Source organism: Bdellovibrio sp. HM001 (assembly GCF_055397275.1).
The window spans coordinates 2,795,858-2,819,771 of the sequence record NZ_AP029174.1 but is presented as its reverse complement, the minus strand read 5'-3'; the positions used below and the strand labels follow the sequence as shown (position 1 = coordinate 2,819,771).

General features: G+C 47.2%; 21 protein-coding genes and 5 tRNA genes. 24 read left to right on the top strand and 2 right to left on the bottom strand.

From position 1 onward, the window contains the following. Window positions 1-27: 27 nt before the first annotated feature. From ACZ5ZZ_RS13400 to ACZ5ZZ_RS13390, 3 genes are all read left to right on the top strand, one after another. Window positions 28-1,041, top strand: coding sequence for a hypothetical protein (locus ACZ5ZZ_RS13400; protein ID WP_464139834.1), 1,014 nt, complete (start codon window positions 28-30; stop codon window positions 1,039-1,041). A 190-nt stretch (window positions 1,042-1,231) separates the two neighbouring features. Then, entirely contained in the window at window positions 1,232-2,077 is an 846-nt protein-coding gene (locus ACZ5ZZ_RS13395) for an alpha/beta fold hydrolase (RefSeq protein WP_464131703.1), read from the top strand. Window positions 2,078-2,184: 107 nt separating this feature from the next. Then, a complete protein-coding gene (locus tag ACZ5ZZ_RS13390) occupies window positions 2,185-2,622 on the top strand; it encodes a HAMP domain-containing protein (protein ID WP_464118179.1) in 438 nt (145 codons plus the stop codon). Between the two features lie 90 nt (window positions 2,623-2,712). On the opposite strand, the gene ACZ5ZZ_RS13385 is transcribed toward ACZ5ZZ_RS13390, so the two are convergent. After that, window positions 2,713-2,952, bottom strand: coding sequence for a hypothetical protein (locus ACZ5ZZ_RS13385; RefSeq protein ID WP_347359624.1), 240 nt, complete (start codon window positions 2,950-2,952; stop codon window positions 2,713-2,715). Between the two features lie 140 nt (window positions 2,953-3,092). Between ACZ5ZZ_RS13385 and pyrF the strand changes: the two genes are divergently transcribed. From pyrF to rplL, 14 genes are all read left to right on the top strand, one after another. Continuing rightward, entirely contained in the window at window positions 3,093-3,812 is a 720-nt protein-coding gene (pyrF, locus tag ACZ5ZZ_RS13380; protein ID WP_464118178.1) for an orotidine-5'-phosphate decarboxylase, read from the top strand. Further along, window positions 3,799-4,674, top strand: coding sequence for a TrmH family RNA methyltransferase (locus tag ACZ5ZZ_RS13375; RefSeq protein ID WP_464118177.1), 876 nt, complete (start codon window positions 3,799-3,801; stop codon window positions 4,672-4,674). The genes pyrF and ACZ5ZZ_RS13375 overlap by 14 nt, the downstream gene beginning before the upstream one ends. Before the next feature lie 67 nt (window positions 4,675-4,741). Beyond that, window positions 4,742-4,817 (top strand) — tRNA-Thr (locus ACZ5ZZ_RS13370). Window positions 4,818-4,844: 27 nt separating this feature from the next. After that, window positions 4,845-4,930 (top strand) — tRNA-Tyr (locus ACZ5ZZ_RS13365). Between the two features lie 65 nt (window positions 4,931-4,995). Continuing rightward, window positions 4,996-5,072, top strand: a tRNA-Gly gene (locus ACZ5ZZ_RS13360). A 15-nt stretch (window positions 5,073-5,087) separates the two neighbouring features. Then, window positions 5,088-5,162 (top strand) — tRNA-Thr (locus ACZ5ZZ_RS13355). A 65-nt stretch (window positions 5,163-5,227) separates the two neighbouring features. Then, window positions 5,228-6,418, top strand: a complete 1,191-nt coding sequence (gene tuf / locus ACZ5ZZ_RS13350) for an elongation factor Tu (protein WP_464118176.1) — start codon at window positions 5,228-5,230, stop codon at window positions 6,416-6,418. 198 nt (window positions 6,419-6,616) lie between these two features. Further along, window positions 6,617-6,692, top strand: a tRNA-Trp gene (locus ACZ5ZZ_RS13345). Between the two features lie 32 nt (window positions 6,693-6,724). Then, window positions 6,725-7,102, top strand: coding sequence for a preprotein translocase subunit SecE (gene secE / locus ACZ5ZZ_RS13340; RefSeq protein WP_464118175.1), 378 nt, complete (start codon window positions 6,725-6,727; stop codon window positions 7,100-7,102). 10 nt (window positions 7,103-7,112) lie between these two features. Beyond that, on the top strand, window positions 7,113-7,646 hold the full coding sequence (gene nusG, locus ACZ5ZZ_RS13335) for a transcription termination/antitermination protein NusG (RefSeq protein ID WP_464118174.1): 534 nt from the start codon (window positions 7,113-7,115) through the stop codon (window positions 7,644-7,646). A 62-nt stretch (window positions 7,647-7,708) separates the two neighbouring features. Beyond that, entirely contained in the window at window positions 7,709-8,131 is a 423-nt protein-coding gene (rplK, locus tag ACZ5ZZ_RS13330; RefSeq protein WP_464118173.1) for a 50S ribosomal protein L11, read from the top strand. A gap of 11 nt (window positions 8,132-8,142) precedes the next feature. After that, complete coding sequence (rplA, locus tag ACZ5ZZ_RS13325; RefSeq protein WP_464118172.1) at window positions 8,143-8,847, top strand: 50S ribosomal protein L1; 705 nt, start codon at window positions 8,143-8,145, stop codon at window positions 8,845-8,847. A 268-nt stretch (window positions 8,848-9,115) separates the two neighbouring features. Continuing rightward, on the top strand, window positions 9,116-9,646 hold the full coding sequence (gene rplJ, locus ACZ5ZZ_RS13320; RefSeq protein ID WP_464118171.1) for a 50S ribosomal protein L10: 531 nt from the start codon (window positions 9,116-9,118) through the stop codon (window positions 9,644-9,646). A gap of 81 nt (window positions 9,647-9,727) precedes the next feature. Then, window positions 9,728-10,093, top strand: a complete 366-nt coding sequence (rplL, locus tag ACZ5ZZ_RS13315; protein WP_464118170.1) for a 50S ribosomal protein L7/L12 — start codon at window positions 9,728-9,730, stop codon at window positions 10,091-10,093. Window positions 10,094-10,176: 83 nt separating this feature from the next. Here the strand turns inward: rplL and ACZ5ZZ_RS13310 are convergent, their stop codons facing one another. Then, a complete protein-coding gene (locus ACZ5ZZ_RS13310) occupies window positions 10,177-10,923 on the bottom strand; it encodes a hypothetical protein (protein WP_464131701.1) in 747 nt (248 codons plus the stop codon). 219 nt (window positions 10,924-11,142) lie between these two features. Here ACZ5ZZ_RS13310 and rpoB point away from each other — a divergent pair, with 219 nt between their 5' ends. From rpoB to rplC, 7 genes are all read left to right on the top strand, one after another. Then, entirely contained in the window at window positions 11,143-15,399 is a 4,257-nt protein-coding gene (rpoB, locus tag ACZ5ZZ_RS13305) for a DNA-directed RNA polymerase subunit beta (protein WP_464131699.1), read from the top strand. Window positions 15,400-15,428: 29 nt separating this feature from the next. After that, the gene (rpoC, locus tag ACZ5ZZ_RS13300) at window positions 15,429-19,556 is read left to right on the top strand and encodes a DNA-directed RNA polymerase subunit beta' (protein WP_464131697.1); all 4,128 of its coding nucleotides are present in this window, start codon (window positions 15,429-15,431) and stop codon (window positions 19,554-19,556) included. A 187-nt stretch (window positions 19,557-19,743) separates the two neighbouring features. Next, window positions 19,744-20,118: a 30S ribosomal protein S12 gene (rpsL, locus tag ACZ5ZZ_RS13295; protein WP_011165356.1), complete on the top strand. Its 375-nt coding sequence runs from the start codon at window positions 19,744-19,746 to the stop codon at window positions 20,116-20,118. 10 nt (window positions 20,119-20,128) lie between these two features. Continuing rightward, on the top strand, window positions 20,129-20,602 hold the full coding sequence (gene rpsG, locus ACZ5ZZ_RS13290) for a 30S ribosomal protein S7 (protein ID WP_464118166.1): 474 nt from the start codon (window positions 20,129-20,131) through the stop codon (window positions 20,600-20,602). A 9-nt stretch (window positions 20,603-20,611) separates the two neighbouring features. Then, the gene (fusA, locus tag ACZ5ZZ_RS13285) at window positions 20,612-22,717 is read left to right on the top strand and encodes an elongation factor G (RefSeq protein WP_464131695.1); all 2,106 of its coding nucleotides are present in this window, start codon (window positions 20,612-20,614) and stop codon (window positions 22,715-22,717) included. A gap of 206 nt (window positions 22,718-22,923) precedes the next feature. Then, a complete protein-coding gene (gene rpsJ / locus ACZ5ZZ_RS13280; RefSeq protein WP_011165353.1) occupies window positions 22,924-23,241 on the top strand; it encodes a 30S ribosomal protein S10 in 318 nt (105 codons plus the stop codon). A gap of 9 nt (window positions 23,242-23,250) precedes the next feature. Next, window positions 23,251-23,913: a 50S ribosomal protein L3 gene (gene rplC / locus ACZ5ZZ_RS13275; RefSeq protein ID WP_464118164.1), complete on the top strand. Its 663-nt coding sequence runs from the start codon at window positions 23,251-23,253 to the stop codon at window positions 23,911-23,913. Window position 23,914: the final 1 nt, after the last annotated feature.

The following is a 23,914-nucleotide window of genomic DNA, read 5'->3' as shown; positions in this document are numbered from 1 at the left end:
GCCTATTCATTAACCATGGAGTTTATCATGATGAATAAGAATGCATATCTGGTACTGGCTGCGACAGGGTTGTTGATGGCCCCTGCAGCGTTCGCGCAAAACTCTTCCACAACAAGTGTGAATACCAATTCCAGCACTGTTAAAATGGAAGACCTGAAAAAAGCTGACGAGAAAAACAAAGACATCGACAGCGAAATCACGGACGCCCGTATGAGAGCTCAATTGGGTTCCAAATCAAAATGGTCTTTCAAATCCAGCTTGGCATACTCTGGTGGTTCTATTCAGGAGCCTTTGAACAGTGTGCGCCCCAACTATCGCGCTTCTGCGACTATGGAAGCGATGACTTCCTTGTCCGGGGATGTGGGTATCAATTACCGTGCGGGTGAACGTGACAATTTCAGCTTCGGTACAGGTATCACGATCATCGATCCTCTTCACGGTGACATCACAAAACCTGCCCAGGATGAGCGCAAAGGCCGCGATGGATCCTTGGCTCGTTACCAGGTCTCCACTCCGTACCTGAGCTGGAGCCGTGGTTACCGCGCTTTCGACACTCAGATGATCTCCAGCATGCAGTATTCCCATGCGACCGACAGCGACTCTGTTAACATCGAAAAAGTCTTCGGTGCTGCCAGCTTCAGTCAGACTTTCCTGGCGAACTTTGGCAAGTCCGGATGGAATGGAGGTGCAAGTCTGACGATCAGCAAAACCCTCTATGGCGGTGATGTCACGGATGCAAAACTTTTGAAAAGAATGGATTTGGGTCTTTATAAGCGTTCTGAGCTGGGCTTCGGTTTGTATCCGTTCCTTCAGTACTCTTTCAATGACCGCTATTCTTTCCGTACAGTGTTTGGTTACTTCCAGTTCACTCGTTATCAAGGCGAGAACGACAATGTTCAAATCGAACCTTACCAATCCGTTGGGACTGGGATTTCAATTACTCGCGATATCTACTTGTATCCGAACGTTCAGTTCACTCCGAAGGACATCCGAGCGGACAGAACTAACGTGGCTCTTTCTGCGAACATCAACTTGTTCTAAAAACTTTCAGGACCATTTTGGTTTCTTATTAAAGACCGCCCTAAAGGCGGTCTTTTTATTTTTCTATTGCGGCTCTGCCAGTTTCATTTCCAAAGTCCGGTGTTAGCACCCACGGAAGCTGGTGAAAAGCTGATCGGAAGATTGCCTTTTGCCCTCATTTCAGCAACGCTTAGTGGGGTGGAGGTGAGACATGAGAAAGGCTATCTGGTTCATAATGCTATCTTTCGCATTGGTTTCAGTCCAAGGGCAGACGGCTCAGACATGCGGGACCAAGGAAATCTCTGCGGGTTATACCTACGACTATTGCATTCAAACGACGGATCGCACGAAGACTCAGGACGTTGTCTATTTCTTCCATGGTTTGGGCGGAAATGCCCGAACCTGGTTTACCCAGACTCAAGGTACGCAGTGGATTGAAAATAAGTGGAGCTCTCAGGGGTATAAACCAACGATTATCACAGTCTCTTTTGGTGAGATCTGGCTGCTTGTGAACAACGAAGAGTTTCCTCTGGTTTCCGCGTTTCGCGATGAAATGATGCCTTTTCTGGAAAACCAGATTGGGGGCCTTGGTAAGGGTCGCCGTTTGCTGTTAGGGCAGTCCATGGGCGGCTTTAACTCCATTCAGGCCTCGTTGCAGATGCCGGGGACTTTTCTGAAGGTGGTGCTGATGTGCCCGGCGATCACCACCGTCGGTCCCTTTGATCCGCCCGAAGCGATTGACCGTTATATTGCCCGAACCAAGGCTTTACGTTCGCGCGTCAACTTGATGCTGGATATTTCGCGTGAATTCTTTAAGACGCCAGAAGATTGGCAACGTCACGACCCTTTGCAGCTGATCAAGACGTTCGATCCGGCTATTAAGCAGGTTTATCTGGTCTCTACCGGGATGAAGGATGAGTTCGGCTTCCAAGAGGGATCGGCTGAGTTTGTGAAAGCCGCTAAGACCCAGGGGGTGATCGCCAGTTGGTTGCCGGTGCAGGGTGGGCATTGTGTCTTTGACCGTGACGCTGTCGCGCGCTTTATCTGGAATAAGTAAGATCTGTGGTGATGAACTTTTGGTCGTTTCTCAAACAGAAACGTTCCGGGTGGGCTGACGGGGAATGGCTTCTGAAAGCCCGCCTTCATCAGATATAATGGTATGATATGAAAACATTCCGTCCTCGTCGCAAGCTGATAGTAAATCGCGAAGTGCAATTTGATGTGGTCATGCACGTCAGCCTGTTTGTGGCCGTCCTCTTTTTGGGGCAGATTTTTGCCGCCTACCTTTTTATAGGAAAAATCCAGGAGCTGGCTGGCTCCGGAGCGTTTTCCCTGATGTCGGTATCAGAGTTCATCGGCCGCTATAAAACGGTTTTCCTGGTGTATCAGTTGATTCCCGTGTTGTTGGGGCTGGTGGTAGGGTTCTGGTACTTTAACCGCATGACCCGCAGGATTGTGGGGCCACTGTTTAATATCAAGCGCACTGTCAAAAGAATGGCGGAAGAAAATCTGGATTCCGTTGAAATTCATCTGCGCGAAAACGATTACTTTCAGGATCTGGCTCAGGACATTAACGTGATTCTGCAGAAAAAAACGAAGTGACGGCGGGGCCGGAAGCGGATCGGTTTTCTGGCGTATAGGATAAAAACCTAAAAAAAAAGGCCACTGATGAAGTGGCCTTTTTCGATCTGACTACTGGCAGTCGCTTTTGATGGCTTTGTCCACGTTCTGGTAGCGAGCATAAAGCTCTTCGTATTGGTCCATGTAAAGCTCAAGTTTGTCAGAGTTTCTTGTCTGTCTCATTTTTTCTCTGATCCAGTTCAATTCGTTAGCCAGTTTTGTTTTGTAAGAAACAAGCTGACCGCAGGATAGGGCCGCGTGAGAGGAAGAAGCCGCGCAAACGAATGCCAAGGCGATAAGAAGAGCTTTCATGTATTCTCCTTTTGAGGTTATTTAAATCCTGTTAACGGGCGCAACCTACTAACGCGGGCTGTGAAAGACAATCTTTGATGCCCTCGGCATAATTTTTACATAGAATCCAAAGGACCCCTGAAGGTATTCCAGGAGACTCCATGAGAAAAAACTTACGCGCGCACCCTATGAAAAATCCGATTATTTTGGCTTTGGATGTGGACACCCGTGATCAGGCGCTGAAAATCGCCGATGATCTGTCGGAAATTGTGGGGGGCTTTAAGTTGGGGCCACGCCTGTGTCTGCGCTATGGGATGGAGTTTGTAAAAGAGATGGCCGAGCGCGGTCCGATTTTTCTGGATAACAAACACTTCGATATTCCCTCCACGATGGAGGCGGCAGTTCGCGCCAGCTTTGAAGCCGGGGCTTCCTTGGTGACGGTGCATGCTCTCAGTGGCAAAGAGGCTTTGCAGCGCATGGCCGCTGTTGAAAAAGAACTCAACCAGCGCAGGCCTTTTAAGATTTTGGCGGTGACGATTCTGACCTCATGGGATCAAAGCTCTGTGCCGGCAAATATGAAGGATCAACCCATTGCTCAGCACGTGACAGACCTTGTGTCTTTGGTGCAGGATGCGGGGCTTTCCAGCGTGGTTTGCTCTCCGCATGAATTAGACCTTTTACAAAACCGTGATCTTTACCTTGTCACCCCGGGAATTCGCTTTAGTATGCAGGATTCTGGCGATCAAAAACGAATCATGGGGCCGAAAGAGGCGCTTCGTAAAGGGGCTTCCGCTTTGGTGGTGGGTCGTCCTATTCTGGAAGCTTCCAATGTGAAGGAAGCTGCAACTGATTTTGTAATGGCTGTATATGAAGAAAAATAACTCTCGTCCCTCTGGCAGAAACTCCTCCTCTCAACGTCCTCCGCATGGGCGCGGTGGAGGCGGTCGTCCTCACTCTCCGCAACAGCAGCATTCTCAGCCTCGTGCGGACTATATTCCTCGCGAATGGCGTGTGGTGATCGGCACACATGCGATCAATGAGGTTCTCAGTGTGCGCCCATCGCAGGTGAAGGGCTTCTGGCTTCGTCAGGGGTGGGAAAATTCGGGCGATCTGCGCGACATGAACGATCGTGCTCAAAAGCTGCGAATAAAAGTCGATGTGAAATCCGAACAGGTTCTGGAAAAATTCGGCCCGTCCCAGCAGGGTGCGGCTATTTTTGTTGATGGCGCCCCGGAACTTGATCTGGCAAGTCTAGAAAGTCTGGATAAATCCATCATGCTTATTCTGGACGGAATTGAAGATCCGCACAATTTAGGAGCTATTCTCAGAACTTCGTGGTTGGTCGGGGCGCAGGGTGTGCTGATTCCTGAAGACCGTGCGGTGGGTTTGACTCCCACGGTGCATAAAGTGGCCTGCGGCGGGGTCGAGCACGTTCCGGTCGAGGAGACAACTAACTTCGCTAACTATGCGGAAGAACTAAAGAAACAGGGTTATTGGATCTATGGATTAAGCCCTCGTGGAAAGCGTTCTATCTTTGATTTGGACCTGCCAGACAAGGTTGTTTGGGCCATTGGATCCGAAGATAAAGGAATGAGAGTGACAACGGAGCGACTTTGTGATGAATTGGTCGTCATCCCGCAAGCTAGCTCTTCGGCGAGTTATAACGCATCGGTGGCAACAGCGATGGCGTTAACGGAGACCTTAAGGCAGCACGCGGCGCGCGGAAATCGAAAAAAATCGTAATCTGGCGAATAATTATCTTTGACGGACACTGTTTTTCTCCGTAAAACATGTCGGTTATCTCAGTAAGGCTGGTTTAGCTCAATTGGTAGAGCAGCTGATTTGTAATCAGCAGGTTGCGGGTTCGAGTCCCATAACCAGCTCCAAATTTTTCTGGGTAAGCATTCACAAGTGGGTAGGTGCCCGAGTGGCTAAAGGGGACGGACTGTAAATCCGTTGGCTTATGTCTACGAAGGTTCGAATCCTTCCCTGCCCACCATTTTTGAATGTTTTCCCGGAAAAGTTTGAAGAAGGGGAGAAGTCCTCTTCGGGCGTTCTGATAGGGCGGGAATAGCTCAATTGGCTAGAGTATCTGCCTTCCAAGCAGAGGGTTGCGGGTTCGAGACCCGTTTCCCGCTCCAAATTTCAGGACACATGCCCATGTAGCTCAGTGGTAGAGCACACCCTTGGTAAGGGTGAGGTCGTCGGTTCGGCTCCGATCATGGGCTCCACTTATTTGGCTTTTAATTTATTTTTTGGTTTTAGATAAAATAAAAAAATCTCTGCAGGAGGAATAATGTCTAAAGAGAAATTTACACGCACGAAGCCGCACGTAAATATCGGCACAATCGGTCACGTTGACCATGGTAAAACAACTTTGACTGCTGCTATCACTACTACTCTTGCAGCAGCTGGTAAAGCGCAAGCGATGGCTTACGATCAAATCGATAAGTCTCCAGAAGAAAAAGCTCGTGGTATCACGATCTCTACTACTCACGTTGAGTACGAAACTGACAACCGTCACTACGCTCACGTTGACTGCCCGGGCCACGCCGACTACGTAAAAAACATGATCACTGGTGCTGCTCAAATGGACGGAGCTATCTTGGTAGTTTCTTCTGCTGACGGTCCAATGCCACAAACTCGTGAGCACATCCTTCTTGCACGTCAAGTAGGTGTTCCTGCTCTAGTTGTATTCATGAACAAAGTTGACATGGTTGACGATAAAGAACTTCTTGAGCTTGTTGAGCTTGAAGTTCGTGAACTTCTGTCTAAATACGAATTCCCTGGCGATGATATCCCAGTAGTAAAAGGTTCTGCATTGAAAGCTCTTGAGGGCGATCAATCTGAAATCGGCCGTCCAGCTATCATGAAATTGATGGAAGCTTGTGACGCTTACATTCCAGAGCCAGTTCGCGCAGTAGACAAAACTTTCTTGATGCCAGTAGAGGACGTGTTCTCTATCTCTGGTCGTGGTACAGTTGTTACTGGCCGTGTAGAGCGTGGTATCGTTAAAGTTGGTGACGAGGTAGAAATCGTTGGTATCCGTCCAACTCAAAAAACTACTGTTACTGGTATCGAGATGTTCCGTAAACTTCTTGACGAAGGTCAAGCAGGGGACAACTGCGGTGTTCTTCTTCGTGGTACTAAGAAAGAAGACGTTGAGCGCGGTCAAGTTCTTGTTAAGCCAGGCACTGTTAAGCCACACAAGAAATTCAAAGCTGAAGCGTACATCCTGACTAAAGAAGAAGGCGGACGTCACACTCCATTCTTCAACGGTTACCGTCCACAGTTCTACTTCCGTACTACAGACGTTACTGGCGTTTGTACTTTGAAAGCTGGTACTGAGATGGTTATGCCTGGTGATAAGATCGAAGTTTCTGTTGAACTTATCGCTCCTATCGCTATGGAAAAAGAGCTTCGCTTCGCGATCCGTGAAGGCGGTCGTACAGTTGGAGCTGGTGTTGTTACTGAAATCCTTGAGTAATAACGCAGCGTAAGCTAAGTAATAATCACCCGGGGGACTTCTTGACAAAAGAGTCCCCCTCGGTGTTTCTTGGCAGTAGTAAAATGTAAGTCAAAATGGCTTTTACTGGTCCTAAAATCTCCCTCAAAAACAGTATCGCTGGGGAGATTATTGATGAGAAACGATCCGGCGCGGTCGCTTGTCATCAATAAGATCAGTAGGGGTGTAGCTCCAGCGGTAGAGCGAACGACTCCAAATCGTTAGGTCGTGGGTTCGAATCCCTCCGCCCCTGCCAATTTTGACTCCATAACTTTAGGATGAGGAACAATGGAAAAGGCGAACTCTAAGATTTTGACTATCAGCTTTGCACTTGCAGGTATCTTGGTCGGTTTGACTGTGTCTCTTCTTATTAAGGCTTTCGCTGGTGCTTTCGGTGTTGTTGCTCGTGCGGCTGACTCCGATATGGTTCGCCACGGTTTGCCGGTGTTGGCAGGTTTCGCGCTTTTTGCGGCCCTGCAATTCAACCCACGCGTTCATGCTTGGGGTGAAGAAGTTGTTTCTGAAATCCGTAAAATCGTATGGCCTTCACGCAAAGACACAACAGCAATGACGATTGCGTGTGTGGTGATGGTTCTTATTTCCAGTGTTATCATCAGTTCCTTCGACTTGATCTCTGGCTTCTTTATCAACTATCTCATGAAGTAAGGACGGAACCATGGAAAAGAAATGGTACATCGTTAACGTTCAGACGAGCTGTGAAAATACAGCTAAGAAGGCCATTGAAGAGAAAATCAAGTCTTCCAAAATGGAAGAGTTCTTTGGCGATATCCTGATCCCTGCGGAAAGCGTAGTGGAGCTTGTAAAAGGTCAAAAACAGACAAAATCACGTAAATTTTTCCCAGGTTATATCTTCGTTCAGATGTTTTTGAATGATGAGACTTGGCATTTGGTACGTAATTCGTCTAAAGTCACGGGCTTCGTGGGCGGTACTAAAACCCGTCCTCCGGAAGTTCCGGAGGCAGAGGTTCTTCGTGTAACTCAGCAGATGGCTGGCGTTGCTGAAAAACCAAGACCAAAAGTGAAGTTCTCTGTTGGTGAGAACGTGACTGTTATCGACGGTCCATTCTCCAACTTCCAGGGAACTGTAGAAGAAGTGAACGAGGACAAAGCGAAGCTTAAGGTTCTTGTGAGCATCTTCGGTCGTCCGACTCCAGTTGAGTTGGACTACATTCAAGTAGAAAAACCATAACCAGATGCCGCATGGGGCGGCTTTTGGATATTAATTAACACAACCTCTTGCAGGAGTGGGTCATGGCAAAAAAAGTTACAGGAATGATCAAGCTGCAAATACCGGCAGGGAAAGCTAATCCAGCTCCTCCCGTTGGACCGGCACTTGGACAGCACGGGGTAAACATCATGGAATTCTGTAAGCAGTTCAACGCTCGTACACAAGCGTTGGGTGATAGCATCATCCCTATCATCATCACTGTTTACCAAGACAGATCGTTTACTTTCATCACAAAAACACCACCGGTGTCTTCTTTGATCAAAAAGGCGTTGAAATTGGAATCTGGTTCCAAGCAGCCTCAAAAAGACAAAGTTGGCAAAATCAATAACGATCAAATCAAGCAAATCGCTACAACGAAGTTGCCTGACTTGAACTGCTTGAAAGTTGAATCCGCAATGTCACAAGTTGCTGGTACAGCTAAGAGCATGGGCATCGACATCGGTTAAGGGTGGTAAAAATGGCAGGTAAGAAATTCGCAGCAGTCGCTAAAAAAGTTGATTCTGCAAAAAAGTACACTGTTGAAGAAGCATTCAAACTGGTTGTTGAAACAGCTCCAGCAAAATTTGATGAATCTATCGACGTAGCTTTGCGTTTGGGTATCGACCCTAAGCAATCCGACCAGCAAGTGCGTGGAGCGATCGCTCTTCCTCACGGTCTGGGCAAAGAAGTTAAAGTTGTTGTTTTCGCAAAAGGCCCGAAAGAGGCTGAAGCCAAAGCAGCTGGCGCTGACTTCGTAGGTGCTGACGACCTTGTGGCTAAAATCCAAGAAGGTTGGTTGGACTTTGATAAATGTATCGCGACTCCAGACATGATGGCGACTGTTTCTAAAGTTGCTAAGATCCTGGGGCCTCGTGGTTTGATGCCGAATCCAAAGATCGGTACTGTAACTATGAACGTTGGTGAAGCTGTGACTGCCGAGAAAAAAGGTAAGTTGGACTTCCGCGTTGATAAAGCAGGTATCGTTCACGCTGGTATCGGTAAGAAATCCATGGGCGATGCTAAACTTAAAGATAACTTCATGACTTTGTTGGGAGCTATCGTTAAGGCAAAACCAGCATCTTCCAAAGGTATCTATCTTAAATCCATCGCCGTAGCTTCAACTATGGGCCCTGGCATCAAGATCGAGCCAAATGCGGCAGCAGCTGCAACTGGTGTTAACTAGTAAATAATTAGGCTCCGATTTCAATCGGGGCCTTGTTTTTTTGTTAGTTATTTTGTATTAGTTCATACGTTTTATTGCGATCAGAGACAGTAGGTTTCTTTTAGTGGATTTAATCCTTCGTTTGTGAAGGGCCTACCGAGATAAGGCAAAAAGGTTTTCTAAATGGATTCAGATTTTTCTGGATTCACCAATGCGACCTCCAAACCGACCTGATTCGCACAGGCCCCTTCGAAAGAAGGGCAAAAGTCTAATGAAAGGAGGCTCACTTATGATCACTCGCGCAGATAAAGAGCAAGAGATTAAGCTTATCACTGAAAAGTTCGGTAAGGCTAAAGGGGCTTTCATCGTCGACTTCAAAGGCATCAAGGTTGAGCAAGTAACTAACTTGCGTAAAAAATTGAATGCTGCTGATTCTGAGATGAAAGTTGTCCGTAACACTCTTGCAAAAAGAGCGTTCAAAGATCACCCAGCTATTGAAACAGCATTTGCTAATTCAATGAAAGGTACTAACGCCATCGTATTCTCTTACGGTGAAGTGAACGCGACTGCTAAAACATTGGCTGATTTTGCTAAGGACGTAGAAGTTCTTCAAATCAAGTCTGGTGTGATGGACGGCGAAGCTTTGGATGATGCTAAGATTAAGTTCTTGGCGACACTTCCGGGCAAAGACCAGCTCCGCGCTATGTTGTTGGGTACATTGTTGGGTGCAGGATCTGCACTTGCTAGATGTCTTAACGCTTACGCTGAGAAAATGGGCGGCGGCGCAGCCGCTGGTACTGAAGAAGCTCCACAAGCTTAATGGCTTGAATCCCGAAGGTTCGGGACTGATGGTGCTGAATATTTGAATTTTTAAATAATTTTTTATCCCTGGAGGATTAAAATGTCTCTGACTAACGATCAAATCGTTGAAGCGTTGTCTGCGAAAACTGTTCTAGAAATCGCGGAACTTGTAAAAACTTTGGAAGAAAAATGGGGCGTTTCTGCTGCTGCTCCAGTAGCTGCTGCTGCAGGTCCTGCTGCTGTAGTTGAAGAAAAAACTGCTTTTGACGTTATCCTTGTTGACGCTGGCGCCAACAAAATCAACGTTATTAAAGAAGTTCGTGGCTTGACTGGTTTGGGTCTTGCTGAAGCTAAAGCCCTTGTTGAAGCTGGTAACAAAGCTGTTAAAGAAGGCGCTTCTAAAGAAGACGCAGAAAAAATCAAGAAAGCTCTTGAAGCTGCGGGCGCGAAAGTTACTGTTAAGTAATTTCTGCCTTTTAGTTTACGCTAAAAATGAAAAGCCTCGTGGAAACACGAGGCTTTTTGTTTTTCTGGGCCTGTCGTCGAATCTTACCAAGCAAAGCCGACTTTCATTCCGTAGGCTCCTTGTCCTGTCTGATTCGAATCTTTCCATTTAATATCAATATAGCTGTACTCGGCGGCGATGCGCAGTCCGCGGCGATGAGTGCTGAGTCCCAGGGAATAGTAGCTGTGAATCCCCTCGTCAGTGTAGGGGCCGAAAGATCCGTGATTGTTCTTTACGTCTGTTTCGATTTTGTGAGCCTCATAGATATATGAAAAGTAGGGCACTACGTGTTGAAATTTATAGCCTAAGCTGATTCCTGCCTGGGAGGTTGTGATGCTGGATTTGGCTTCAGACTGGGGTGTGGATTGATTGACGCTAAAATCGTCGGTGGACTCGCTTTTTGTTCCAAAAGCTCCCTGAAGCGACCCAACCCAGACGCCAGCTTGGGGTCCGTTGTTCAGGAATTGATACCGAGCTCCCCATAGAAAGTTATCCATGTAGATCTCAATGCCTTTATAGACGCTGAGGCTGGCGTCAAAACCGATATTATTGGCGGCAAACATGTCCCCAGCGTCGAAGTCCTCATTAATACGCACCTTATTGCGAACAGGAGGATTGGAGGTAATGTCATCGATGACAGTCACTCGCGTTTCAGAGGCGGCTACGATGGCTGCGTGGCCACTCCATTGGTTTTCTCCAACCACAGGAACGGCGAAATGTGAGGCGCGCAAGCTGATAGAGTGGGAGCAGGCGCTTAGAAATAGGGAAAAAAGAACAAAAAGAGCTTTCATCAGCTGGGTCCTTTGAGGGTTTAAAATAGGCTACGATGCGGTCTCGTTTCTGAGCCAGAAAAATGGCGGCAACCAGACCTATTGATGCGATGCGTTTGATTGCGAAAATCGGGCTCTGAAGAAATTGGAAAGTCCTCAAAAACCTCTAGAATCACTTGATTTATTGAAAACTTAGGGTAGTTTGAGATACTTGCGTTTTTATTTAATGTGGGCCTTGGAATGTTCCCCCCGAAGCGAACATCCGATTTTCTTATCACGGAGAGTACATTGGAAAAAACTCCAGTTACGGCTTCTAACATTCGAGTTAGAAAGTCATTCGCGAAAAATAAGCAAGTCATTGATATCCCAAATCTGATTGAACTGCAGAAGTCTTCTTACGAAGCTTTCATTCAAAAAGATATGGATCCAGATCGCCGTGGCGATGCTGGTCTTAATGGCGTTTTCAAATCTGTTTTCCCAATCACAGATTTCAACAATACAGCAAGCCTTGAGTTTGTATCTTACACTCTAGAGCCAGCTAAGTACGACGTGGACGAGTGCCGTCAGCGTGGTATGACTTTCGCTGCTCCTATCAAGGTGACTCTTCGTCTGATCGTTTTCGATGTTGATGAAGAAACTGAAGCACGCAGCATCCGTGACGTGAAAGAGCAGGAAGTTTATCTGGGCGAAATCCCATTGATGACTGCCAATGGTTCCTTCATCATCAACGGTACTGAGCGCGTTGTTGTTTCTCAGTTGCACAGATCTCCAGGTGTATTCTTCGACCACGATGGTGGTAAGAACAATGCTTCCGGTAAATTGATCTACTCTGCGCGCGTGATCCCTTATCGTGGTTCATGGTTGGATGCTGAGTTTGACCAAAAAGATCTTATTCACGTACGTATCGACCGTCGTCGTAAGTTCCCAGTGACAATCCTTCTTAAAGCTCTTGGTTACAACTCTGAGCAGCTTCTGGAATACTTCTACGATCTTGATGAGGTTTACGTTAAGGGTGGCAAGCTCTTCCGTAAGTTGGACATCGAGCGTATGTCCGGTCAAAGAGCATTGACTGATATCGTTGATCCTAAATCCGGTGAGGCGCTTGTTAAAGCAGGTCGTCGTATCACTCGTGCTATCGTTAAAAAGATCAAAGATCTTGATATCACAGAGCTTGAAGTTCAGCCGGAAGATCTAGATGGTAAAGTTTTGGCGAAGCCATTGATCGATGAATCCACTGGTGAAATCATCGCTGACGCCAATGCGGAATTGAACTCTGCAATCATCAAACGTTCCATTGAAGCTGGTATTGACCGCTTCTTCATGATCTTCTTCGATGGTTTGACTGTAGGTCCTTACCTGCGCAACACCCTGTTGGTTGATAAAGTCTCCAACAAAGAAGAATCTTTGGTTGAGATCTACAAACGTCTTCGCCCTGGTGAGCCTCCAACTCTGGAAGCTGCTACGACATTCTTCGGCCGTTTGTTCTTCGATCCAGAGACTTATGACCTTTCTGAAGTTGGTCGTATCAAGATCAATCACAGATTCGGTATCTCCATGGACGAGTGCCCACCGTCTCACAGAACACTGACTCACAAGGATATCCTGAGCACCATCAAAACTTTGATCGATCTGAAAAATGGTCGTGGTGTTATCGACGATATCGATCACTTGGGTAACCGTCGTGTTCGTTCCGTAGGTGAGTTGCTTGAAAACCAATACCGCATCGGTTTGGTTCGTATGGAGCGCGCTATCCGTGAACGTATGTCCCTTCAGGACGTTGAAACAATGATGCCTCACGATCTTGTGAACGCGAAACCTGTGAACGCCGTAGTTAAAGAATTCTTCGGTTCTTCCCAGTTGTCTCAGTTCATGGATCAGACGAACCCACTTTCCGAGATCACGCACAAACGTCGTTTGTCTGCTCTTGGACCTGGTGGTTTGACTCGTGACCGCGCTGGTTTCGAAGTACGTGACGTACACCCTACGCACTACGGACGTATCTGTCCTATCGAAACTCCAGAGGGTCCAAACATCGGTTTGATCGCTTCCTTGGCGACTTATGCTCGTATCAACAACTATGGTTTCATTGAGACTCCATACCGTAAAGTTGAAGCGGGTCAGGTTTCCAAAGACATCAACTATCTTTCCGCATTGGAAGAAGCTGGTCACCACATCGCTCCGGCGGCTCGTGACGAAGCTGGAAACAAAGCTATCCAGACTGCGACTACCATCACTCGTCGTGACGGTGAGTATGAGATCGTAGACAAGGATAAAGTTGCTTTGATGGACGTTTCTCCATCTCAGTTGGTTTCCATCGCAGCTTCCCTGATTCCATTCCTAGAGCACGATGACGCCAACCGTGCCTTGATGGGATCGAACATGCAACGTCAAGCGGTTCCACTGCTTCGTTCTCGCGCACCACTTGTTGGTACAGGCGTAGAGCGTTTGGTTGCTCGTGACTCCGGTACTTCCATCGTTGCTCAAAACGATGGTATCGTTGAGGAAGTTGATGCTTCCCGTATCGTTATCCGTCGTTTCGCCAAAGGCGGCGAGCTGGGTGCGAACGTGGACATCTACAACCTGACGAAGTATCAGCGTACGAATCAAAATACGTGCTTCAACCAAAAACCAATCGTTACTGTTGGTGACAAGATCTCCAAAGGCGACATCATCGCTGACGGACCTTCCACTGAACTTGGTGAATTGGCATTGGGTCAGAACATCCTTGTGGCGTTCACCCCATGGCAAGGTTACAACTTCGAGGACTCCATCCTTATTTCTGAGCGTCTGTTGAAAGACGACGTTTACACTTCCATCCACATCGAAGAATTCGAGTGCGTGGCTCGTGACACAAAACTTGGTAAGGAAGAGATCACTCGCGATATCGCCAACGTAGGTGAGGAAGCTCTAAAAGACCTGGACAGCTCTGGTATCATCCGCATCGGTGCGGAAGTTCGCCCTGGCTTCATCCTGGTTGGTAAAGTGACTCCAAAAGGTGAAACTCAGCTTTCTCCTGAGGAAAAACTTTTGAGAGCGATCTTCGGTGAAAAAGCCGGCGACGTTCGTGATACATCCTTGCGCGCTCCATCCGGCGTGTACGGAACTGTTATCGATGCTCAAGTTTACTCTCGTGAAGGCGCAGACCGCGATGAGCGTTTGTCCCTGATCATCGAAGAGAAAAAACGCAAGCTTGAAAAAGACTTGGCGGTTGAGCAGAACGTTATCAAAAATAACGCTATCTCCAAACTTCGTGACATCCTGGTGGGTAAAATCACTACAGGCGTTCTTCTGAATGAAGACGGTTCTCAGAAGTTGTTGAACAAAGGTCAAGAGATCACTGAGGCGGATCTAGAGACAGTTCCATTCGAATTGTTGAACTACATCCCTCTTGAACAAGACCTTGAGTTCCAGGTGAACAAAATCATCGACAATGCTCGTAACCAGTTGGATGCAGTTAAACTTGTGTTCAACGAAAAGATCGATCGTCTTCGTAAAGGTGACGAATTGCCTCCGGGCGTGATCAAAATGGTTAAAGTTTACGTTGCTATCAAACGTAAAATGCAAGTTGGTGACAAATTCGCCGGTCGTCACGGAAATAAGGGTGTTGTCTCCAAAGTATTGCCTGCGGAAGACATGCCTTATCTAGCTGACGGTACTCCAGTGGACATGGTTCTGAACCCACTAGGGGTTCCTTCTCGTATGAATATCGGTCAGATCCTTGAGGTTCACTTGGGTTGGGCAGCGCACAACCTTGGTAAGCAACTGGGTGCTCATCTTGAGAAATGGAATGCGGAAAACGCACGTTCCGAGATGAAAGACATCTTCAACGACAGCGATATCTCTGCAAAACTTGATAAAGCTGATGATGCTTCATTGAAGTCTATGGTTCAGCGTATGAAGAACGGTATCCACGTGGGTACTCCGGTCTTCGACGGTGCCCGTGAGTCTGATGTGAAAGGTCTTCTTGAAAAAGCACAGGTTCCAACATCTGGTAAGTCCGTCCTCTTCGACGGTCGTACAGGGGAGCCGTTCACGAACCCAGTAACCGTGGGTATCATGTACATGCTGAAACTTCACCACTTGGTGGAAGAGAAGATCCACGCTCGTTCTATCGGACCTTATTCTCTAGTTTCTCAACAACCATTGGGCGGTAAGGCTCAATTCGGTGGTCAGCGTCTAGGGGAGATGGAAGTTTGGGCGATCGAGGCGTACGGTGCGGCTTACTCTCTGCAAGAGTTCCTGACTGTTAAGTCAGATGACGTTGCAGGTAGAACTCGTATGTACGAAAGCATCGTGAAGGGTGAAAATATCCTTGAGCCAGGCTTGCCTGAATCCTTCAACGTATTGGTGAAAGAGCTTCAATCTCTGGCACTGAACGTGGAGCTGATGGAGTCTGACATTCTACGTGACCAAGATGAAGATTTTGGTGACGAAGAAGTGATCGAGGTAGAACCAGTTGCGCCGGTTGCGTCTAAAGACGAACCAGAGCAGCACTAAGTTTAATAATTTAACAACAGGGGTGTTCTTTGAGAGACTTGTTGAATTTTTTCGATAAACCAAAAGATCCACTTTCGTTTGACGCCGTACGAGTTTCGTTGGCGTCACCTGAAATGATTCGTGAATGGTCATTTGGTGAAGTTAAGAAGCCAGAAACTATCAACTATCGTACTTTCAAGCCTGAGCGTGACGGCTTGTTCTGTGCGAAAATCTTCGGTCCTATCAAGGACTACGAGTGCTTGTGCGGTAAGTACAAACGTATGAAGTACCGTGGCGTCGTCTGTGAAAAGTGCGGCGTTGAAGTGACTCAGACCAAGGTTCGCCGTGAGCGCCTTGGTCACATCGAATTGGCAACTCCAGTAGCCCATATCTGGTTCCTGCGTTCTTTGCCTTCTCGTATTGGTAACCTTTTGAATCTTTCTTTGAAAGACGTTGAAAAGGTTCTTTACTGTGAAGCACACGTTGTTATCGATCCAATGGAAACAACACTGGAAGAAGGTCAGGTTCTGACTGAAGAGGCGCTGCAAGCGGCTCTGAACGAATTTGGTCCTTCCTTCAAATACGGCATGGGCGGTGAAGCGGTTCGTGATCTTTTGAAAAAGATCGACCCAGAGTACCTGTCTCGCAAGCTTCGTATGGAAGTGAAAGATACCAAGTCTGAAGCTGGTATCAAAAAATTGACTAAACGTCTGCGCGTTGTTGAAGCCTTCAAAGGTTCCATCAACAAGCCAGAGTGGATGATGTTGGAAGCGCTTCCAGTTCTTCCTCCTGATCTTCGTCCATTGGTACCTCTTGATGGTGGCCGTTTCGCGACGTCTGACCTGAATGACCTGTACCGCCGTGTGATCAATCGTAACAACCGTTTGAAACGTCTTCAGGAGCTGAACGCTCCAGACATCATCATCCGCAACGAAAAACGTATGTTGCAAGAAGCGGTTGATGCGTTGTTGGATAACGGTCGTCGCGGTAAGACCTTCACGGGTCCAAATAAACGTCCATTGCGTTCTCTTTCTGACATGTTGAAAGGTAAGCAAGGTCGTTTCCGTCAAAATCTTTTGGGTAAACGTGTAGACTACTCTGGTCGTTCCGTTATCACAGTAGGTCCAACTTTGAAGCTTCACCAGTGCGGTCTTCCTAAGAAGATGGCTTTGGAGCTGTTCAAGCCATTCGTTTACAACAAACTTGAAGAAAAAGGTTTGGCAGCAACGATCAAGCAAGCAAAACGCCTTGTTGATCAAGAGACAGTGGAAGTTTGGGATATCCTGGCAGACGTGGTGAAAGAGCACCCAGTGCTTCTGAACCGTGCGCCAACTCTTCACAGATTGGGTATCCAGGCATTCGAACCTGTTCTTCACGAAGGTAAAGCTATCCAGTTGCACCCGCTAGTATGTACGGCGTTCAATGCCGACTTCGACGGGGACCAAATGGCAGTTCACGTTCCACTTTCTGTGGAATCCCAAGTTGAAGCGCGCGTTTTGATGATGTCTACAAACAACATCCTTTCTCCAGCTTCCGGTAAGCCGATCATCAATCCTTCTCAGGATATCGTGTTGGGTCTTTATTGGTTGACTCGTATGCGTCCAGGCGCCAAGGGTTCAGGCAAAGCCTTCTCTAGCGTTCAGGAAGCTCAATACGCGTTTGAGACTGGTTTGGTAGACCTTCAGGCGTCTTGTAAGGTTCGTATCAAAGGTCAATTGCAGGAAACGACTGTAGGTCGTGCAATCCTTTCTGACATCGTTCCTAAAGAAGTTCCGTTCAACGAAGTGAACGTGACAATGAATAAAAAACAAATCGCTGCGTTGATCGACAAGACGTTCCGTCTTGCGGGCGCTAAAGCGACTTGCATCCTTGCTGATAAGATCATGGAGTTCGGCTTCAAGTATTCAACAGCAGCAGGTATGTCCATCGGTATCGATGACATGGTGATCCCGGCAGCGAAAGCTCCGATGATCGCGGATGCCGAGAAGCAAGTGACTGAGATCCAGCAGCAGTACGACGAAGGTTTGATCACAGATGGTGAGCGCTACAATAAAGTGGTGGATATCTGGGCTCAGACTGCGGATAAGATCGCTAAAGAAGGTATGAACGCGATCGAAAAACAAACGTTCAACGTTGGTGGCAAAGAAGTTGTAGGTCCGTCCTTCAACCCAATTTACATCATGGCTGACTCCGGAGCCCGTGGTTCCGCAGCTCAGATCCGTCAGTTGGGTGGTATGCGTGGTTTGATGGCGAAACCTTCTGGTGAGATCATCGAAACTCCGATCACTGCGAACTTCCGTGAAGGTTTGACAGTTATCCAGTACTTCATCTCCACGCACGGTGCGCGTAAAGGTTTGGCCGATACCGCATTGAAAACAGCGAACTCCGGTTACCTGACTCGTCGTTTGGTTGACGTTGCTCAGGACGTGGTTGTTTCTGAAGTGGATTGCGGTGTTGAAGATGGTTTGGAAATCACTCCGATTTACGAAGCGGGTGAGATCGTTCAAAACATCGGTGACCGTATCTTGGGTCGTACGGCATTGAAAGATGTAGTTGATCCGGCAACGAACGAAGTTGTTGTTCGTGCAAATCAAGAGATCACTGAAACTGACGTTAAGGTTATCGAAGGCCGTGGTATCGACAAAGTCGACATCCGTTCTGCGTTGACCTGTCAGTCCAAGCGCGGTGTTTGCGTGAAGTGTTACGGACGTGATTTGTCCCGTGGTGCGACTGTGAATCTGGGTGAAACAGTGGGTATCATTGCCGCTCAATCTATCGGTGAGCCGGGTACTCAGTTGACGATGAGAACGTTCCACTTGGGTGGTGCGGCTTCTCGTGCGGTTGAACAATCTGTTCACACATCTCGTTATGACGGTACAATTAAACTTGAAAACGTTCATGCAGTTACAAACCGTAATGGCAAGTTGACTGTGATGAATCGTAACGGTTCTGCAAAAGTTATCGACGAAGCAGGCCGTGAAAGAGAAGACTTCAAGCTTGTTTACGGTGCTGTATTGAACTTCAAAGAAGGCGACAAAGTTGCCAAGGGTCAGACAGTAGCGGAATGGGATCCATATTCGAATCCAATCATCGCAGAGGTTTCTGCGAAGATCCAATACCAGGATATCGAAGAAGGTTCCACAATGCAGGAGCAAGTGGATGCGGTAACTGGTTTCGCGACCAAAGTTATCATGGAGTCCAAGTCTTCCGATGTTAAACCAACTGTCTTCCTAGTGGATGGCGCTGGCAAAACATTGAATCTTCCTGGTCGTGACATCCCAGCACGTTACCTGATCCCAGTTGGGGCTCAGTTGCTTGTTGCGGATCAACAGGAAGTGCATGCGGGTGACGTAATCGCGAAGATGCACCGTGAAGCTTCGAAAACGAAGGATATCACTGGGGGTCTTCCGCGCGTTGCCGAGTTGTTTGAGGCTCGTAAACCGAAAGAAGCAGCTATCATCTCTGAGATCGATGGTTATGTGACATTCGGTAAAGACGTTAAAGGTAAACAACGTGTGATCGTAACTCCTGAAGTGGGTGAGCAAAAAGAATACCTCATCCCTAAAGGTAAGCACGTTGCGGTAAGAGAAGGTGAGTACGTAAGAGCCGGTGAGGCTTTGATGGATGGTCCAACAAATCCTCATGACATTCTGGCGGTTCTGGGTGCTAAAGCCTTGTCTGCATACCTTGTAGATGAAATCCAAGAAGTTTACAGACTTCAAGGGGTTGGTATCAATGACAAGCATATCGAAGTCATTGTTCGTCAGATGCTACGTAAAGTAGAAATCAAAGATGCCGGCGACAGCCGCTTCTTGGCTGGTGAGCAAGTGGAAAGATACGCTTTCCTTGAGGAAAACGAACGTATCAATAAAGAAGGCGGACAGCCTGCGACTTGCAGCCCACTTCTTCTTGGTATCACTAAAGTTTCCTTGAGCACTGACAGCTGGATTTCAGCAGCGTCCTTCCAGGAAACTACAAAAGTTCTTACGGAAGCAGCGATCAATTCTCGCACAGACCATTTGCGTGGCCTGAAAGAGAATATCATCATGGGTCGTCTGATCCCGGCAGGAACTGGTTTGACTTCTTACAAACGCTGGAAAGTGTCTGTACATGAAGACGACGATATCGGCTTTGTTGCATTGCCAGGTATGACGTCTTCTGTTCAGCCACAAGGCTAAGCAGTAAGAAAAGCCTGATTTGCCGGCTTCACAGGCCGGCAATAGGGTAAAAAGCCCATAGAATAAGGACCTCACGCCTGTTTTTATGGATAAATGTAATTTTAACAACAAAGTCTTGACCTGGGCGTCACAGAAATGTAAGTTCCAGCGTCCAGAACCGCATAATTGTTTTTAAGGGGTATATAAAGTGCCAACAATTAACCAGCTCATCAAAAGTGAGCGTACAGTTCAAAAAAACCAAACAAAATCACCAGCTTTGGACTCTTGCCCTCAGCGCCGTGGTGTTTGTACTCGTGTTTATACAACGACTCCAAAGAAGCCGAACTCCGCTCTTCGTAAAGTAGCAAAAGTTCGTCTTTCCAATGGCTTCGAAGTTATCTCTTACATCCCTGGTATCGGCCATAACCTTCAAGAGCACTCCGTTGTACTAATCCGCGGTGGTCGTGTGAAGGACTTGCCGGGTGTTCGTTACCACATCGTTCGTGGGGTATTGGACCTTCAAGGTGTAAACGGTCGTCTGCGCGCCCGTTCTAAATACGGTACTAAGAGACCTAAGAAATAAGGATTGAGAGATGTCACGTCGTAAAAAGACCTTTAAAAGAGAAATCATTCCAGATCCGGTTTTCAAGGATCTAGTAATCGCTAAGTTCATCAATAAAATGATGATCCAAGGTAGAAAAGCAACTTCTCAAAAGTTGTTCTACGGTGCTTTGAAAGAGCTTGAAGGTAAAGTTCAAGGTGAAGAGCCATTGGCAGTCTTCAAAAAAGCTCTTGAGAACGTTAAGCCGTCTATCGAAGTTCGTTCCCGCCGTGTAGGTGGTGCGACTTACCAAGTTCCAGTAGATGTTCGTCCATCTCGTCGTTTGGCTTTGGCTATGCGTTGGTTGGTAGAATACTCTCGCGAGCGTGGTGAAAAAGACATGGCGAAGCGTTTGGCTGGTGAATTCTTGGACGCGTACAACAATAGAGGTAACTCTATTAAGAAGAAAGACGACGTTCACAGAATGGCTGAGTCTAACAAGGCATTCTCTCACTACAATTGGTAATCTGCTAAGATGTCAGCTAAAGATCCTAAAGTTGTAGCTGATCTCAAGTACACTCGTAATATCGGCATCATGGCTCACATTGATGCCGGTAAGACGACCACCACCGAACGTATTCTTTACTATACAGGTAAAAGTCATAAAATCGGCGAGGTCCATGATGGCGATGCTACCATGGACTGGATGGTTCAAGAGCAAGAGCGTGGTATCACTATCACGTCTGCTGCGACCATGGCGTTCTGGAAAGATCACAGAATCAACATCATCGATACTCCGGGCCACGTTGACTTCACTATTGAAGTTGAACGGTCTTTGCGCGTTCTGGATGGTGCTATTGCTGTTTTCGATGGTGTGAACGGTGTTGAGCCTCAGTCTGAAACTGTCTGGAAGCAAGCTGATAAATATAAGGTTCCGCGCATTTGTTTTGTGAACAAAATGGACCGTGTTGGTGCGGACTTTGTTATGTCCTACGGGACGATCAAAGAAAAGCTCAACGCGAACCCAATCCCTGTGCAAGTTCCTATCGGAGTCGAGGACACCTTCCGTGGTGTTATTGATCTGTTGGAGAATCGTGCTTATATGTGGGATCAGTCCGGAATGGGTGACCATTTCGAAGTTACCGATGTTCCCAATGACATGAAAGAGGAAGTAAACCGCTTCCGTACTGAGGTCATTGAGAAGATCGTTGAATTTGAAGACGAACTTCTTGAGAAATATCTCAATGGAGAAGAAGTCACTGTGCCAGAGCTTAAACGTGCTTTGCGCAAAGGGACTCTTGAATTGAAAGCCTTCCCGGTATTCTGTGGGGCCGCTTTCAAGAATAAAGGTGTTCAGCCACTTCTTGATGGCGTGATAGATTATCTTCCGTCACCTTTGGAAGTTCCTGCGATCGTGGGTCATGACCCTGATCGTCCTGATAAAGAAATTATCTGTAAAACTGACTTTGAGGGTAATACGGCTGCATTGGCATTTAAGATCGCCAATGATCCGTTTGCCGGTACTTTGACTTATATCCGTGTTTATTCCGGTGAAGTAAAAGTCGGTGAGCAGCTTTTGAATCCTCGCACTCAAAAGAAAGAGCGCATTCAGAAGCTTGTTAAGATGCACGCAAATTCCCGCGAAGAGATCGCGGGTCTTAAAGCAGGTGATATCGGTGCGGTGATTGGTCTTAAGTTCACTGGTACGGGAGACACTCTTTGTGAGAGTGCTCATCCTGTTGTGCTTGAGGCGATCACATTCCCAGAGCCGGTCATTTCTGTGGCGGTGGAGGCGAAATCCTCTGCGGATCAGGAAAAAATGTTGGCGGGCTTGGCAAAACTTGAAAAAGAAGATCCATCCTGTCGTTTGCGTACTGATCCGGAAACCGGGCAAATCCTGCTTTCTGGCATGGGTGAATTGCATTTGGAAATTCTCGTGGACCGGTTGCTTCGCGAACATAAGATTCAGGCCAATGTGGGTAACCCACAGGTTTCCTATCGCGAAACTATTACGGCTGCAGCCAAGGCTGATCACGTGTATGAGCGTGAAATCGCCGGTGAGGCGCATTTTGCGAAGGTTTCCTTGTCTTTGGAGCCTATTGCTCAGGCAGAGGGCATCCAGTTCGTTAGTAAGGTGGCTGTGTCTAAAGAGTTTACAGCCCCTATGTTGAAGGCGGTTGAGGCGGGCTTCCGTGAGGCGGCTGAGGTCGGTCCTTTGGCGAGCTGCTCTATGTTGGGTATTAAGGGCACTTTAACTTCTATTGAAGTGCGTCCTGAGGCTTCCAGTGAAATGGCCTTTAAAGCGGCGGCTTCCTTGGCGTTCCGGGATGCTGTAAGGGCAGCTTCTGTGGAGCTTATGGAGCCTATCTTTAAGCTAGAAGTGACATGTCCTGATGAGTTTGTGGGTAATATCGTTGGAGACCTCAATGCTCGTCGTGGAAAAATCCTCACGATGAATGTTAAACAGGGTGGCGGGCAGGTTATTTCTGCCGAGGCTCCTCTGGCGAGTCTGTTTGGTTATGCTACGGACGTCCGCAGTTTAAGTCAGGGTCGTGCTAGTTTTAGCATGGAATTCCTAGAGTACGCCGTGGTGCCTGCGAAGGTAAAAACGGAAATTCTACATAAAATGGGAAGATACTAAAAAAAGTAATATTTCCCTTTGACATTAGATTTCAAAGTGCGCATACTCGCGCACTCATAGCGTCTAAATCTACAAAAAACCCCCCGCGTTGAAGGCGATTCAGGCCGCAAGGGCTAATTCGGGGCAAGTTTTCGATGGGATAGGGACGTGAGTTGTTAACAATTTGCTAGTAAAAACGATACTTTATAAAAGAGAAGAGTGTCCATATGCAAAGTCAGAAGATTAGAATCAGATTGAAGGCATTCGATCATAAATTGCTTGATCAGTCGACGAAAGAAATCGTTGAGACTGCTCGTCGTACAGGCGCTAAAGTTGCGGGTCCAATTCCCTTGCCTACTCGCATCAATCGCTACACTGTATTGCGTTCTCCGCACGTAGATAAAAAATCTCGTGAACAGTTCGAGGTGAGAACTCATAAGCGTATGCTCGATATTTTAGAACCCACTCAACAAACAGTAGATCAACTTATGAAGTTGGATCTTTCTGCTGGTGTTGATGTTGAAATCAAACTTTCTGCGGTTTAGAGGTAAGACGTGAGCGAAACTACAGAAACTCAAAATACTGCAGGTCTAAAGTTGAACGGCCTGTTCGCGTTCAAAGAAGGTATGGCTACTATCTATAACGAGAACGGCGAAGCTGTTCCTGTTACAGTTCTTCGTTATGAGCCTTGGTTTGTTTCTCAAATCAAAACTAACGAAACAGATGGTTACGAAGCTCTTCAAGTAGCTTGTCATCCTAAAAAAGCTAAAAACTCCAACAAAGCTGAAAAAGGTCACCTTGAAAAAGCTGGCTTCGAGAATGGCGCTCAGTTCGTAAAAGAACTTCGTCAAGCTCTTCCTGAGGGTGCTGCTGTTGGTGCGCAAATCTCTATCGACAGCTTGGCTAAAGGTGACTTCGTAAAGATCACTTCCAAGTCTAAAGGTAAAGGTTTTGCGGGTTCCGTAAAACGTTGGGGCTTTGCGGGTGGTCCTGCGTCCCACGGTTCTAAATTCCACCGTCGTCCGGGTTCTTCTGGTAACAGAACATGGCCAGGTCGTGTAATGCCGGGTAAGAAATTCCCAGGTCATTTGGGTGCTGAAACTGTCACTGTTAAGAACGTAGAAGTTGTTCAGATCATCGCTGAAGAAAACGTTCTGATGGTTAAAGGGCCAGTTCCAGGTGCTAGAAACACTTTGGTGAAGTTGGTGAGAGAATAGT

Bases quoted from the DNA above. Each gene is read 5' to 3' on its own strand.
- ACZ5ZZ_RS13400 (WP_464139834.1), top strand. From the start codon at position 28: ATGATGAATAAGAATGCATATCTGGTACTGGCTGCGACAGGGTTGTTG.
- ACZ5ZZ_RS13395 (WP_464131703.1), top strand. From the start codon at position 1,232: ATGAGAAAGGCTATCTGGTTCATAATGCTATCTTTCGCATTGGTTTCA.
- ACZ5ZZ_RS13390 (WP_464118179.1), top strand. From the start codon at position 2,185: ATGAAAACATTCCGTCCTCGTCGCAAGCTGATAGTAAATCGCGAAGTG.
- ACZ5ZZ_RS13385 (WP_347359624.1), bottom strand. From the start codon at position 2,952: ATGAAAGCTCTTCTTATCGCCTTGGCATTCGTTTGCGCGGCTTCTTCC.
- pyrF (WP_464118178.1), top strand. From the start codon at position 3,093: ATGAGAAAAAACTTACGCGCGCACCCTATGAAAAATCCGATTATTTTG.
- ACZ5ZZ_RS13375 (WP_464118177.1), top strand. From the start codon at position 3,799: ATGAAGAAAAATAACTCTCGTCCCTCTGGCAGAAACTCCTCCTCTCAA.
- tuf (WP_464118176.1), top strand. From the start codon at position 5,228: ATGTCTAAAGAGAAATTTACACGCACGAAGCCGCACGTAAATATCGGC.
- secE (WP_464118175.1), top strand. From the start codon at position 6,725: ATGGAAAAGGCGAACTCTAAGATTTTGACTATCAGCTTTGCACTTGCA.
- nusG (WP_464118174.1), top strand. From the start codon at position 7,113: ATGGAAAAGAAATGGTACATCGTTAACGTTCAGACGAGCTGTGAAAAT.
- rplK (WP_464118173.1), top strand. From the start codon at position 7,709: ATGGCAAAAAAAGTTACAGGAATGATCAAGCTGCAAATACCGGCAGGG.
- rplA (WP_464118172.1), top strand. From the start codon at position 8,143: ATGGCAGGTAAGAAATTCGCAGCAGTCGCTAAAAAAGTTGATTCTGCA.
- rplJ (WP_464118171.1), top strand. From the start codon at position 9,116: ATGATCACTCGCGCAGATAAAGAGCAAGAGATTAAGCTTATCACTGAA.
- rplL (WP_464118170.1), top strand. From the start codon at position 9,728: ATGTCTCTGACTAACGATCAAATCGTTGAAGCGTTGTCTGCGAAAACT.
- ACZ5ZZ_RS13310 (WP_464131701.1), bottom strand. From the start codon at position 10,923: ATGAAAGCTCTTTTTGTTCTTTTTTCCCTATTTCTAAGCGCCTGCTCC.
- rpoB (WP_464131699.1), top strand. From the start codon at position 11,143: ATGTTCCCCCCGAAGCGAACATCCGATTTTCTTATCACGGAGAGTACA.
- rpsG (WP_464118166.1), top strand. From the start codon at position 20,129: ATGTCACGTCGTAAAAAGACCTTTAAAAGAGAAATCATTCCAGATCCG.
- fusA (WP_464131695.1), top strand. From the start codon at position 20,612: ATGTCAGCTAAAGATCCTAAAGTTGTAGCTGATCTCAAGTACACTCGT.
- rpsJ (WP_011165353.1), top strand. From the start codon at position 22,924: ATGCAAAGTCAGAAGATTAGAATCAGATTGAAGGCATTCGATCATAAA.